The organism is Moraxella sp. CTOTU47915, from assembly GCF_031986685.1.
In the GTDB taxonomy this organism is placed as follows: Bacteria; Pseudomonadota; Gammaproteobacteria; order Pseudomonadales; family Moraxellaceae; genus Faucicola; species Faucicola tetraodonis.
Genome location: NZ_DAMAAE010000005.1, coordinates 126,549 through 140,761, shown reverse-complemented (window position 1 = coordinate 140,761; position 14,213 = coordinate 126,549). Strand labels below are relative to the sequence as shown.

Below are 14,213 nucleotides of genomic sequence, written 5' to 3'. Positions count from 1 at the left end.
AATGGGTTAAATTCATTGTTGTCTTAGCACTCGGCGCAATTGCCTATACCAAAAACCAAGAAGGATTAGTACGCATCTATTAAGTACTAATCCTTTAAAACGCTTAGTCAGTCGCTTGTTTTTCTGCGATTTCCGCTTTAGCTTCTAGCTTATCTTCGGTCGAATCTTCATTCTTTGGCAAACCCAATGCTTCGTTGATAACTTTTTGTTGCTGGGCAACGTGCATTTGCATCGAACCTGCCGCAGGTGCTGCCGATGAAGGACGAGCCACTGGCTCAAGCAAGTAGGCTTTGGTCGGACGAGTCGCTGGTTTTGGCGGTGCAATCAAACGGAATAAGTGCGGTGCTAGATAGTACCAAGCACCTTGGTTACGTGGCTCTTCTTGTGTCCAGACAATGCCTTCAAGGTTTGGATATTTTGCCACTTCTTCCAAAATACGCGCTTCAGGTAATGGATAAAGCTGCTCGATACGTACAATCGCCACATGGTTGAGACCCAATTCACGACGTTTTTCAAGCAAGTCATAATATACTTTACCGCCACACAACACTAAACGCGTCACTTGGTTATTATCAAGTTGGTCAATCTCTGGAATCACGGTTTGGAACTGACCTTGCGCAAGCTCTTCAAGCGTTGACACTGCCAATTTATGACGTAGCAGTGATTTTGGTGACATCACAATCAGCGGTTTACGCGCTGGGCGAACCACTTGTCGACGCAGGGCATGGAAAATCTGTGCCGGAGTTGTGGGCGTAATTACTTGCATGTTGTCTTCGGCACATAGCTGCAAAAAACGCTCTAGGCGCGCTGATGAGTGCTCAGGACCTTGACCTTCATAGCCGTGTGGTAATAGCATGGTCAAACCACATAGACGTTGCCATTTGGTTTCACCTGAAGAAATAAATTGGTCAATGACCACTTGTGCCCCATTGACAAAGTCACCAAACTGCGCCTCCCAGATCACTAGCGCATTAGGTACTGTCGTTGCGTAACCATATTCAAACGCCAACACTGCTTCTTCTGACAACAATGAGTTAAAGGTATCAAAGCGTGCTTGGTTAGGGCTCATGTTGGCAAGTGGGACATACATGCTGCCGTCTTTCATGTTGAAAATTTCTGAATGGCGATGTGAGAAAGTACCACGACCCACGTCTTCACCCGTGATACGCACAGGGTAGCCTTCTTCGACCAGTGACGCATAAGCCAAGGTTTCTGCTGCACCCCAGTTCAATGGCTCTTGACCGGTTTGCATGGCTTTGCGCTGCTCAACCACTTTTTGCACTTGGCGTTGTAGCTCATAGCCTTCCGGCATTTGCGCCATTTTTTCACCATAAGCTTTTAATTGATTGATATCAACGCTCGTATCCCAATTGTCTTCAAGCTTATGACCAATATAGGGTGTCCAATCTACATACAGCGTTTTATTTGGCTCACGCACGAGTGCGCTAGCAACATATTCGCCTTTATCGAGTGACTCACGGTAGTCATCTTCAAATGCCACACTTTCAGCTTTGCTAATAACGCCTTCGGCAACCAATTTATTGGCAAATAGCTCACGAGTACTTGGCAGTTTTTTGATGACCGAATACATAAGTGGCTGAGTGGCGGAAGGCTCATCCGCTTCATTGTGACCGTTACGACGATAACAGTACATATCAATCACGATATCTTTATGGAAAGTTTGGCGATAGTCATGGGCAAGCTGTGCCATAAATACCACGGCTTCTGGATCGTCACCGTTTACATGAAAAATCGGTGCGTGTACCATCTTGGCGATGTCGGTACAGTATTCAGTTGAACGCGCATCTTCTAAGCGGCTGGTGGTAAAACCCACTTGGTTATTGATAATAATATGCAGCGTACCACCTGTTGAGTAGGCACGGGTTTGTGACATTTGGAAGGTTTCTTGGTTGACACCTTGACCGGCGAACGCGGCGTCACCGTGTACCACGATTGGCAAAACGGCATCACCCGTCTTATCTTGACGGCGTACTTGGCGGGCACGCACTGAACCAATCAATACAGGCGATACAATCTCAAGATGCGAGGGGTTAAATGCCAAGGCTAAGTGTGCTTCGCCGCCCGGTGTCATTACGTTAGATGAATAACCATTGTGGTATTTTACGTCACCTGAACCCACGGTCGGTTGTTTTTTACCATCAAACTCATCAAACAAATCTTTAGGGTTTTTACCTAAGATATTCACTAATAAATTTAAACGCCCACGGTGTGCCATACCGATAACCATTTCTTTGGTACCGTTTTCACCCGCACGCTGAATTATCTCATTGACCATCGGGATAAAGCTTTCACCACCCTCAAGACCAAAACGTTTCACACCGGTATATTTACGCGCTAAGTATTTTTCTAATCCTTCCGCTGCTGTCAAACGCTCAAGGATAGATTTACGTTTTTCATTGTCAAATTTGACATAGCCAAGATTTTGCTCTAGGTATTTTTCAATCCAGCGTTTTTCTTTGGCAGTGGTCACATGGAAATATTCTGCACCAATGCTGCTACAATAAACTCGCTCTAACACTTGGATGATTTCACGCAGTGTGGCTTTGTCTTTACCGATATTTAGGTCACTGACAGGGTATACCGTGTCTAAATCCGCTTCAGAAAGACCATAATACGCCAAAGTCAATTCTTCAACTTCTGGACGTGGCATCAGTCCTAAAGGATCTAGATTAGCAATACGATGACCACGACGGCGGTAACTGGTAATCAGTTTTTGCACGCCCATTTGGTTGTCCGCAAATTCGCGAATTTCAGAAGGGCTGACAGCGCCTGCAGCTGATTGACCAGTAACTTTGTGGGCAGTGGTATTGCGAGCTAATAGCAAAAATTGGTCTTGGATAGTATGGTGAAGGGCGTTTTTATCATCATCTTTGGCAAACTGCGCAAAGTAAGGAATGTATTTTTCATCAACGCTTTGTGGATCTTGAAGATACTGTTCATAGAGTGATTCAAGATAGACTGCGTTATCTGCTGACAGTTCGGTAAACTGAGCAGATGAGACAGAAGTTTGGTTTTGGTTAGCCATGATTCTTTCTACTGTAGTATTTAAAGGTGGAAATAAAAATTTTAGGGAATAGCCTAGCATTTTTATAATTAACAAAAAATTTTGTTAAGGTAATAGTTACCATTCATTTACTAAATATAGCAACTCACGCCGCTTGGCGTGTGGAGAAATAGCTATCAAATGGTAGTAAAAGAAGAGTAATGTGAAAGTTAGTTTTCTCCTTCCTTAGAAAATCTAAATGAATATTCCCTATAGATACCTATCGTATATTATACAAAATTCATGATAATTTATCTCATTCATTAGGCTGAAAAGGTATAAAAAATATTATGATATTGGGATATGATTTATTACTTTAATTAATAGATAGCCAATTACTATGAATTTATCACATCCCAATAAAAAAAGCCCTGTCGATACAGAGCTTTTTTGTCACCAAACTGTGGTACTAACCTGCTTGGTCTAACAGCATGTTACGTAAGTGACCAATCGCTTTGGTAGGATTCAAGCCTTTTGGACAAACCGACACACAGTTCATGATACCACGGCAACGGAACAAGCTAAATGGGTCGTCTAAACGTGCTAAACGCTCCTGTGTGCTAGTATCACGGCTATCTGCCACAAAGCGGTAGCCATTCAACAAGGCTGATGGACCTAAGAACTTATCTGGGTTCCACCAGAATGATGGACAGCTGGTTGAACAACACGCACATAAAATACATTCATATAGACCGTTTAACTTTTCGCGGTCTTCAGGTGATTGTAGACGTTCAGTCGGTGGTGCTGGCTGGTCATTGATCAAGTAAGGATGAACTTTTTCATATTGCTCATAGAATTGGTTCATATCTACCACTAAGTCGCGCACCACAGGTAAACCAGGTAGCGGGCGTAAAGTAATTTTTTGTGGTAGCGTGTTCATGTTAATAAGACATGATAGACCGTTTTTACCATTGATGTTCATACCGTCAGAGCCACAAATACCTTCGCGACACGAACGGCGGAAACTGATGGTTTCGTCCATTTTTTTCAAACGGACAAGTACGTCTAATAACATACGGTCAGAGTCTAAAAGCTCAATTTGGTATGTCTGCATACGGGGTGCTGCGTCTTTATCTGGATCGTAGCGGAAAATCTCGATGGTGCGAGTACCTCTGCTCATAATGCTAAACTCCACACGTTTATGATATTGGTTGATAGGGTCTTCACAATAGTTTGCAAAGACCAAAAAAATATTAATTAGAATGTACGCACTTTTGGCTCAACATAGTCTACAGTCAGTGGGCTCTTACGAACAGGTTTGTAGATAACACGGTTACCTTCAGAGAACCAAAGGGTATGTTTCATCCATTCATGGTCATTACGACCAAGCGGGGCATACGCATCATCTGCCGCACGTTCGTAGTCAACGACGGTGTGCGCGCCACGACATTCTTGACGCAGGGAAGCTGAAATCATTGTCGCTTTGGCAACTTCATAGAGATTCGCCACTTCAAGCGCTTCAATACGTGCGGTATTAAACACTTGCGATTTATCAGCTAGGTGAAGACTATTGACCTGGCTTTCAAGTGCCAAGATTTTTTTTACGCCTTCATTCATTGACGCTTGGGTACGGAATACACCTGCGTGTTGCTGCATGGTACGGCGGATTTCATCAGCCACATCTTGCGCATTTAGCCCTTGAGTAGATTGCTGTAACACATTCAAACGCGCCAAGGTTTTGTCAAGAACACGCGGTGATAAGGGCTCATAGTCATGACGGTCAGCGGCGTGGAACTCATCAATGATATGTTGACCCGCTGCACGACCAAATACTACCAAGTCAAGTAATGAGTTAGTACCTAGACGGTTGGCGCCGTGAACGGATACACATGAACATTCACCAATCGCATATAAGCCTTTCACGATTTTTTGCTCGGCGTATAAACCTTCCGCATCCGTACCTGCCTCAAGATCTGGCATGACAACCTGACCATGAATATTGGTTGGGATACCGCCCATTTGGTAATGGATAGTCGGTACAACTGGGATTGGCTCTTTGGTAATGTCAACGTTCGCGAAGTTTTTACCAATTTCATAAACCGATGGTAAACGCTTCATGATGGTATCCACACCTAAGTGCGTCATATCAAGTACCACATAATCACCCTGTGGACCACAACCACGGCCTTCTTTGATCTCTTGGTCCATTGAGCGTGATACAAAGTCACGCGGTGCCAAGTCTTTTAGGGTTGGCGCATAACGCTCCATAAAGGCTTCGCCATCTTTATTACGAAGTAACGCACCTTCACCACGACAACCTTCGGTCAATAATACGCCCGCACCTGCAACGCCTGTTGGGTGAAATTGCCAAAATTCCATATCTTGGAGTGGAATACCGGCACGCACTGCCATACCTAGGCCGTCACCGGTGTTAATAAAGGCATTAGTAGACGCAGCGAAAATACGACCTGCACCACCCGTTGCTAGGACAGTTGTTTTCGCTTGAAATACCGCGACACGACCTGTTTCTTGCTCTAGTGCGATAACACCGTTAATGTCGCCCTTGCTATCTTTGACCAAATCTAGCGCAATCCACTCAATAAAAAACTCTGTGCCTTGCTCAAGATTTTTTTGATACAAGGTATGCAATAACGCATGCCCTGTACGGTCAGCTGCCGCACACGCACGTTGCACCGCTTTTTCACCGTAGTTGGCAGTATGACCGCCAAATGGACGCTGATAAATCGTACCGTCCGCGTTACGGTCAAATGGCATACCCATATGCTCAAGTTCATATACCACTTTTGGTGCTTCACGGCACATATACTCGATGGCGTCTTGGTCACCTAACCAGTCAGACCCTTTGATGGTGTCATAAAAGTGAAAATGCCAGTTATCATCACTCATGTTACCCAAACTTGCGCCAATTCCACCTTGTGCAGCAACCGTGTGAGAACGCGTTGGGAACACTTTGGTTAATACCGCAACATTCATACCGCCACGCGCCAATTGTAGCGACGCACGCATACCAGAGCCACCGCCGCCAACGATAACCGCATCGAAGGTTAAGGTTTGAATATTGCTAATGGTGTTGTCTTGTTTTGTTGCCATTGCTTTAATTTCCTAAATGATGGTTCGATTTTATCCACATAAATGCTTAAAAAGCGATGAAGTTAAAATCGATAAATACGTTAACAAAATTTATCTAACAGGATGTTTAGAAGAAAATCATCACGCCCCAAAATAAATAAACCAAGACTGCAAGAATCATGGCAGATTGCAGCACAAAACGTAAACCATTTGACTTAACGTAGTCTGTTAATACAGTCCACATCCCTACCCACGCATGACCCACTAATGCTAGTATCATCAATAGCGTAAATAAGCGCATCGGTAGGCTTAGCATAAAGCCTTGCCATAATTCAAACGTTGGTTGGTGGGTTAAGAACCACCCCAACATTACCAATGAATAAACTGCCAATACAACCGCACTAATACGTTGTACCACCCAATCGCGAGAGCCTGAGCCTGTTAAACCTGTTGCACTTTTCATTAGAACATCACCCATACAAATGAACCCACAACCCAAAGGGCTGCAAGTACAAAGCCAATGAATGTCGCAGTGCGACCACTGTTTAATTCTTCATTCATGCCCATGTCGGCAAATAAATGTTTGAAACCCATCACAAAATGGTAGCCTAATGCAGCCACAAAGATCCAAGCCAAAAACTTCACCAATGGGTTGGTGAAAATATCTGCAAAGCCTTCAGCACTGGCAAGCGACGTTTGAAAAATCCATAACATCACAGGAATTAGGAGAAATAGCACCACACCAGAAACACGGTGGGTAATTGAAGCCAAAGCAATTGGGTTTTTTGAATTAACATTAATTACTTGGCTTAAAGGAAGGTCAATCGGTCGGTTGCTTTTCACAGCGGGCATCCTTTATTCGCAGTTATAACTTACCTGTGTTATTGCTATGCCAATATCCAAAATATCAAGCACGAACTTCAAATCACTTGCAGGGTTTGATGAATCACATAGCCTGTCAAAAAACAGGTAAATCGAAGATAAGGAATAGCTAGCGTACTTTGGATTATTCACATAATAAATAGTTATTAGCCGCAAACCTAATCGTATCTCACAATTAAAAACTAATAAATTACAAACTAATAATCGACAAAAAGCCACACACAATTTACTTTTTAATTTTGTTAAATCACAAAGCTAAAAAGTAAATTATGTTTAGCAAATATTAATAATACAAAGCTAGCCACCAGTAAAATTTTTATAATTATAAGAGTCTTTGATTACAAATACAAACAAAAACAGAAAAAAAACCATCTTTTATCAAACCACTGTAGCGCACTATTAAAATTCAGAAATAATTAGATAAAATTCAGCGTTTTGCTACTTACCTATCTAGATATTTAACTGCATCAAGGGTTGATAGAATGTCAGTAGCAGAGAGCATAGTTTTAGCTAACTTCTGTTAATTATAACTAACTGTTTGTAAGCGTAAGGCGTAAATTTACTTTCATTTTTGGCAAAAATACTGTTAATATAGATATGTTTTAGTTTTGGGTTTTCGCTATTTTTTCGCTATTAATAAAGTCGCCCTGCACGTCTCTGTGTAGCTAGGCATTCACCTATCCTTGTCATTGCGCCAATGCATTTGAGCAAGTATAGGTCTTCTTTTTTTTACACGTCTGAGAGGATTTTATGTCAGAGAAAGACAATATTGCAACCTTGCACGTCAATGGCCAGGACTATGAGCTTCCTATCATTGAAGGAACATTAGGCGATCCTGTACTCGATATTAAGGCCGTACCCCAAGCTGGTTTTTGGACATACGATCCAGGTTTCATGTCAACCGCTTCCACTGAATCAAAAATCACCTTCATTGATGGTGACAAAGGTATCTTATTACACCGTGGTTACCCAATTGACCAATTAGCTGATAAAGCAGAATACTTAGAAGTTGCGTATGCACTCATTCATGGTGAACTACCCAATGCTGAGCAAAAAGCTGACTTCTACGAAAAAGTTCGTAAACATTCAATGGTGAATGACCAATTACGTCGTTTCTTTGAAGGTTTCCGCCGTGACGCTCATCCGATGGCGATTATGGTTGGTGTGATGGGTGCATTATCTGCGTTCTACCACAACAATCTTGATGTCAGCAAACAAGACCATCGTGAAATCACCGCGATTCGCTTGATTGCAAAAGTCCCTACCATCGCCGCCATGTGCTACAAATATAGCAATGGTCAACCATTTATGTATCCGCGTAATGATTTAAACTACGCTGAAAACTTCTTACACATGATGTTTGCAACCCCAGCGGATGTCAACTATCAAGTCAATCCAATCCTGGCAAAAGCGATGGATAAAATCTTTACCTTACATGCTGACCACGAACAAAATGCCTCTACCTCAACTGTACGTCTAGCAGGTTCTACGGGCGCTAACCCATACGCTTGTATCGCAGCGGGTATTGCGGCTCTTTGGGGACCTGCACACGGTGGCGCCAACGAAGCTGTACTTAAAATGCTTGATGAAATCGGCAGCGTAGACAACGTTGACGAATTCATGGAAAAAGTCAAACGTAAAGAAGTGAAATTAATGGGCTTTGGTCACCGTGTTTATAAAAACTTTGACCCACGCGCCAAAGTGATGAAAGAAACTTGTGACGAAGTATTGGGCGAGCTTGGTATCAAAGATCCACAACTTGAACTTGCGATGAAGCTTGAACAAATCGCCTTGAATGACCCGTACTTTAAAGAGCGTAACCTATATCCAAATGTTGACTTCTACTCAGGTATCATTCTAAAAGCCATCGGTATTCCAACCTCTATGTTTACCGTAATCTTTGCGTTAGCACGTACTTCTGGTTGGATCAGCCACTGGTTAGAAATGCACGCTGCACCTTACAAAATCGGTCGTCCACGTCAATTATATACTGGCTACACCCAGCGTGATTTTGTGGCAGTTGAAGACCGCGACTAAGCCAATGCTTCAAAGATGCTTCAAAACAAAACCCAGTGTAACACTGGGTTTTTTATTGTTAAAATTTAACAAAAAAGGACGTTCTGCAACGCCCTTTTTTCAGTTAATTATAACTTGCTAATGACTTCACCTTACTTATAAAACGCATTGGCAGTATAGGTATGGTCGGTCTCATCAATCACTTGGGTTAATTCTGGTATTTGCTGCTTTAGCGAGACTTCAACCCCTTGTTTTAGCGTCATATCAACTGCAGAGCAGCCTTGACAGCCGCCGCCAAATTTGAGCACGGCGGTGATACCAACCCCTTCTTCATGTACCAAATCCACCAATTGCACGTTACCCCCATGCGCCGCTAGATTTGGATTGATTTCTGAAGACAGCACGTAATTGATACGCTCCTCTAGGCTCGCGTTTTCACCCAATTTTGGCACTTTTGAGTTGGGCGCACGGAATGTCAATTGACCGCCAAAACGGTCTTTATTGTAATCAATCACCGCATCTTCAAGATAAGGAATAGACGGGGTATCTATATAAGCGGTGAATGTCTCATAATCCAATTTTAAATCATCAGGATTGTGTTCATCTGGCTGGCTATATGACATACAACATTCTGCTCGCGGCGTGCCGGGATGTTCGACAAAAATACGTACGCCGATGCCGTCAGTATTTTGTTTTGCCAACAACTCAGTCAGATACCCTTGCGCTGAATCAGTAATTTTGATATTTGTGGTTTTTTCTGTATCGCTCATATGTCACCCTAGCTTGTCATCAATTTTTACCCATATTTTAGCATAAACTTGAGTAATTTACTCGGATTTTATTGGGGGTGGTTTTTTGGCTTATCAAGGGTCGTCACAATATTTTTTAGGTAAGCTAAAACTTCAATCTAGTCCTTATCTTTAACCAAAAATAACTTGGCATTGGTTGAAAGTTTAGGCAAGATAGTTAAAAAAACATGCTTTATCACCGAACTTTATCACCAAAACGCTATTGGATAGACCGAGGGCGTTATCATTCGCAAGGAGTTTGCGTCATGCCAAATAACACGACTGACACTATCACGGTTACTAAAAACGACTTTAACGAGGATAAAGGGCGTTTTAGCACACCCAAAAATAAAAAAGGTTATCAATATGATTATTTGGTATTTATCGGGCGTTTTCAGCCGTTTCACTTAGGTCATAAATCGGTTGTCGATGAAGCATTAAAGCTTGCTGAAAATGTGATTATGCTCATTGGCTCTGCCAATTTGCCAAGTAGTATCCGCAATAGCTTTAGCGTCGAAGCGCGTAGCCAAATGATTTTGGGCGCCTTTGACAAAAAAGATGCCAAACGCATACATTGTGTCGGTTTGGATGATGCCTTATACAATGACACAAAATGGCTTCAATACGTGCAGCAGTGCGTGAAGTCGGTTACCGGCGATTTAAACGCCAATATTGGTCTAATTGGACATTCAAAAGACAGCTCATCGTATTACTTGTCACTTTTTCCAAATTGGCAGTCGGTGGCGGTGCCGAATTTTCATGAGTTGTCTGCCACGCCAATCCGCGAAGGCTTTTTGCTGGGTGCCGATCCGTTAACCGATACGGTACCGCAATCGACAGCCGATGTCATGAAGGCATTTAAAAAGACCGAAGCATATAAACGCCTACACGAAGAGGCTGGCTTCATTGATAAATACAAAAAACAATGGGAATCAAGCCCCTACCCACCCACCTTTATGACCGTTGATGCCGTGGTCATTCAATCAGGACACATCTTATTGGTGGAGCGTCGTGGTATGCCAGGTCAAGGGCTATGGGCATTGCCTGGTGGCTTTATTGACCCTAAAGAGACACTATTTGACGCCTGTATTCGTGAGCTACGTGAAGAGACCCGGTTAAAAGTACCTGAAGCGGTTCTGCGCGGTTCGCGCCATAGTCAACATACCTTTGATGACCCGTATCGCTCAGCTCGTGGTCGCACCATCACCCAAGCGTTTTACTTTGTGCTCAAAAACGACCCCAAAGGCTTACCATCGGTGAAAGGTGGCGATGATGCCAAAAAAGCGTTTTGGCTACCCTTGGCTGAATTAAAAGCCGATAAACTGTTTGAAGACCATTATGCCATTATTTGTAAAATGGTCGGTCTCTGATTTTTTCCTGCCAAACTGATAGACGGTTTGGTTTTAACCTGCGCAAGCAATCACCAGAGGAGTTCTGTGATGTTTAGTCAAAATTTTGACAATTTTATTTTAAATACCGATAGTTATAAGACGTCGCATTGGCTGCAATACCCGCCAAATACCGAGTACGTATCTAGCTATATTGAAGCGCGTGGCGGCAATAGCAACTTTGAAAATGTGCTATTTTTTGGTCTACAAGCTTTTTTAAAACAGTATCTTACCAAACCCATTACTCACGCTGATATAGACGAAGCCAAAGTGCTACTTGCTGCTCATGGCGTACCGTTTAATGAAGCAGGCTGGCGACAATTAGTCGCCAAACATGGCGGTCTATTGCCGCTTCGCATTCAAGCGATACCAGAAGGCATGGTGGTACCAACGGGTCAAGTATTGTGTCAGGTAGTTAATACCGACCCTGAGTTTTTCTGGTTGACGAGCTATATCGAGACCACACTATTACGCGCTATTTGGTATCCTAGCACTGTGGCAAGCCTTTCTTATTATTGTAAGCAAATCATCAAAGCAGGCTTGGAAAAATCGGCTGATAACTTAAATAATCTACCGTTTAAATTGCATGATTTTGGCGCCCGTGGTGTCTCTAGCCTTGAATCAGCTGCACTTGGTGCTCTTGCGCACCTCGTGAATTTTTCCGGTACGGATACCTTAAGCGCGATTGTGGCTGCCAATCGTTGGTATGGTATGCAAAATGACATGACGGCTTTTTCCATTCCTGCAGCAGAGCATAGCACCATGACCACTTGGGGTCGTGAGCATGAAGCGGATGCCTATGCCAATATGATTGCCAAATTTGGCGGTGAAGGTAAAACCTTTGCGGTGGTGAGTGATAGCTACGATTTATGGAATGCCATCGATAATATCTGGGGCGGTGAGCTAAAAGAAAAAGTGGCGCAAACAGGCGGCACGTTGGTCATTCGCCCTGATAGTGGCGATCCGATTAAAGTGGTGCGTGAAGCCCTGCAGCGCCTTGCAGCAAAATTTGGCACTACCACCAACTCAAAAGGCTACAAATTACTGCCAAGCTACGTGCGACTCATCCAAGGGGATGGTATTAATCCCACCAGCATGGGTAAAATAATTGATGCGGTGATTAAAGCCGGTTTTAGTAGTGACAATATTACCTTTGGGATGGGTGGCGGGCTACTGCAACAAGTCAACCGCGATACCTTGAATTTTGCCATGAAAACCAGCAGCGCACGGGTGGACGGTTTTTGGCGAGACGTGTATAAAGACCCGATTACCAGTGTGAGCAAACGCAGCAAACGCGGGCGTTTAGCCTTGGTCAAACGTCAGGGTAGTTATATGACGCTGCGTGAAGATGAGCTTGCTGAGCAAAATAATTTGTTGCAGGATGTATTTTTGAACGGTGATTTATTAGTTGATGATACGCTAACCGCGATTCGTCAACGCTCGTCGGTAAAATCATAATTTAACTTGTCGCAATCTTAACAGCCGTCTTAATCAGACGGCTTTTTATCTTGAGAGCTAATTAACCCCTGCCATTGCCAAATATTTTTGATGCAACTGTTCAAGTTTTAGATACAAATCGTCTAAGCTACCATTGTTGTCAACAATGTCATCGGCTTGTCTGAGCCTGTCATGACGCGACAGTTGATTTGCCATGATATTTTGAATACGTTCAGGCGTTTGACCATCACGTTGACTGGCGCGCTCAATCTGCAAGGACTCATGACTATCGACCACCAATACTCGCTCACACAGATTGGCCAGCCCTGCTTCAGAGGCTTCTAGCAGTAAGGGTGCTACCAAAATTACATAGGGCGACTGGGCAGTTGCTAGTAATTCTTTGGCACGGCTGCGAATGGCAGGATGGGTAATTTGTTCCAAATCCATTAACGCTTGCGCGCTACCAAATACATGCTCTCGCATGGCACGGCGATTAAGTTCACCTGCCTCATCAATCACCCAATCACCAAATTTGGCGACAATTTTTTTTAGCGTTGGCGTACCTTTGGCAACGACGTCACGTGCCAATACATCGGCATCAATAATGACAATTCCATGCTCAGCAAACCAACGGCTCACTTGTGATTTACCACTACCGATGCCACCTGTAAGTCCCACTACCAACATCGCAACCCCTCCTTGATTCACGGATAATTGACCCATAAATGACGTCATGACATTTTGCCTAGATACCACGACATTATTGATTGCCCATACAAAAGTGCTATCATGCCGGCAATGGCGATATAGGGTCCAAAAGCAAAAGGTTTGCTTTCACCTGAGCGCTTCATCAATATCACACCCACAACCGAGCCGACCAACGCAGATAAAAGCACAATTAACGGTAGCATCAAAGGCCCTAGCCAAGCCCCCAAAGCCGCTAATAATTTAAAATCGCCATGCCCCATACCGTGCTTGCCCGTGATAAGCAAAAACAGTTGATACACAATCCACAAGCATAAAAACCCAAACACATAGCCAAAAATAGCCGCTGTGGGACTGACAAACAAGCCAAAGGCATTGACGAATAATCCTAATCCCGCTAACGGCAATGTAAATCGGTCAGGCAACAATTGGGTATCAAAATCAATGCCTGTTAAAGCGACTAATGTCCATGTGAGTGCTAATCCTGCCAGCGCTTGCCAAGTAACACCAAATTTCATCACCACCAACACAGACAAAATAGCGGTGATGATTTCTACAAGCGGATAGCGATAACTAATGGCGTTATGACACTGACTACATTTTCCTTTTAGCAGTAGCCAGCTAATAACAGGCATATTTTCAAACCAACGTATTGGATGCCCACAATGCGGGCAACGAGAGGCAGGACGGCTTAAGGTCATGGATTCATGATTATCAATAACGGTTTCTGGATAGAGCAATAGCTGGCATTCGTTCTTCCACTGCTGCTCCATCATTAACGGCGTGCGATAAATCACCACATTGAGAAAACTACCCACACACAAGCCCAAGATTGATACCATAATCAACGTCAGCCATTGCGACTGTTGTAGTAACAAAATAAAATCTGAAAAAATCCCCATC

Annotated in this window: 11 protein-coding genes; 3 read left to right on the top strand and 8 right to left on the bottom strand. The window is 43.4% G+C overall.

Annotated elements, in window-relative coordinates; all coding sequences use genetic code 11:
* Positions 1–103: 103 nt before the first annotated feature.
* The 5 genes from RTL34_RS05885 to sdhC form a co-directional block, all read right to left on the bottom strand.
* Positions 104–3,046 carry a 2-oxoglutarate dehydrogenase E1 component gene (locus tag RTL34_RS05885; RefSeq protein ID WP_007115065.1) on the bottom strand — a complete coding sequence of 981 codons (2,943 nt, stop codon included), beginning with the start codon at positions 3,044–3,046 and terminating at the stop codon, positions 104–106.
* 427 nt (positions 3,047–3,473) lie between these two features.
* On the bottom strand, positions 3,474–4,184 hold the full coding sequence (locus tag RTL34_RS05880) for a succinate dehydrogenase iron-sulfur subunit (protein WP_007115066.1): 711 nt from the start codon (positions 4,182–4,184) through the stop codon (positions 3,474–3,476).
* Between the two features lie 77 nt (positions 4,185–4,261).
* Complete coding sequence (gene sdhA, locus RTL34_RS05875) at positions 4,262–6,124, bottom strand: succinate dehydrogenase flavoprotein subunit (protein ID WP_219331998.1); 1,863 nt, start codon at positions 6,122–6,124, stop codon at positions 4,262–4,264.
* A gap of 97 nt (positions 6,125–6,221) precedes the next feature.
* Entirely contained in the window at positions 6,222–6,557 is a 336-nt protein-coding gene (gene sdhD / locus RTL34_RS05870; RefSeq protein ID WP_036594948.1) for a succinate dehydrogenase, hydrophobic membrane anchor protein, read from the bottom strand.
* Entirely contained in the window at positions 6,557–6,946 is a 390-nt protein-coding gene (gene sdhC / locus RTL34_RS05865; RefSeq protein WP_071586266.1) for a succinate dehydrogenase, cytochrome b556 subunit, read from the bottom strand. Before sdhC ends, sdhD begins: the two co-directional genes overlap by 1 nt.
* Before the next feature lie 780 nt (positions 6,947–7,726).
* Here sdhC and gltA point away from each other — a divergent pair.
* The gene (gene gltA / locus RTL34_RS05860; protein WP_312115397.1) at positions 7,727–9,013 is read left to right on the top strand and encodes a citrate synthase; all 1,287 of its coding nucleotides are present in this window, start codon (positions 7,727–7,729) and stop codon (positions 9,011–9,013) included.
* Positions 9,014–9,144: 131 nt separating this feature from the next.
* Here the strand turns inward: gltA and nfuA are convergent, their stop codons facing one another.
* A complete protein-coding gene (gene nfuA / locus RTL34_RS05855; RefSeq protein WP_036594945.1) occupies positions 9,145–9,762 on the bottom strand; it encodes a Fe-S biogenesis protein NfuA in 618 nt (205 codons plus the stop codon).
* 284 nt (positions 9,763–10,046) lie between these two features.
* Here nfuA and RTL34_RS05850 point away from each other — a divergent pair, with 284 nt between their 5' ends.
* Together RTL34_RS05850 and RTL34_RS05845 are read left to right on the top strand one after the other, a co-directional pair.
* Positions 10,047–11,150: a bifunctional nicotinamide-nucleotide adenylyltransferase/Nudix hydroxylase gene (locus RTL34_RS05850; RefSeq protein ID WP_007115072.1), complete on the top strand. Its 1,104-nt coding sequence runs from the start codon at positions 10,047–10,049 to the stop codon at positions 11,148–11,150.
* 69 nt (positions 11,151–11,219) lie between these two features.
* Positions 11,220–12,626 (top strand): nicotinate phosphoribosyltransferase, encoded by a 1,407-nt coding sequence (locus RTL34_RS05845; protein ID WP_095356555.1) that lies wholly within the window; start codon positions 11,220–11,222, stop codon positions 12,624–12,626.
* 57 nt (positions 12,627–12,683) lie between these two features.
* Here the strand turns inward: RTL34_RS05845 and coaE are convergent, their stop codons facing one another.
* On the bottom strand, positions 12,684–13,340 hold the full coding sequence (gene coaE / locus RTL34_RS05840; protein WP_312115393.1) for a dephospho-CoA kinase: 657 nt from the start codon (positions 13,338–13,340) through the stop codon (positions 12,684–12,686).
* Entirely contained in the window at positions 13,337–14,212 is an 876-nt protein-coding gene (locus tag RTL34_RS05835) for a prepilin peptidase (protein WP_312115391.1), read from the bottom strand. Before RTL34_RS05835 ends, coaE begins: the two co-directional genes overlap by 4 nt.
* Position 14,213 lies beyond the last annotated feature (1 nt).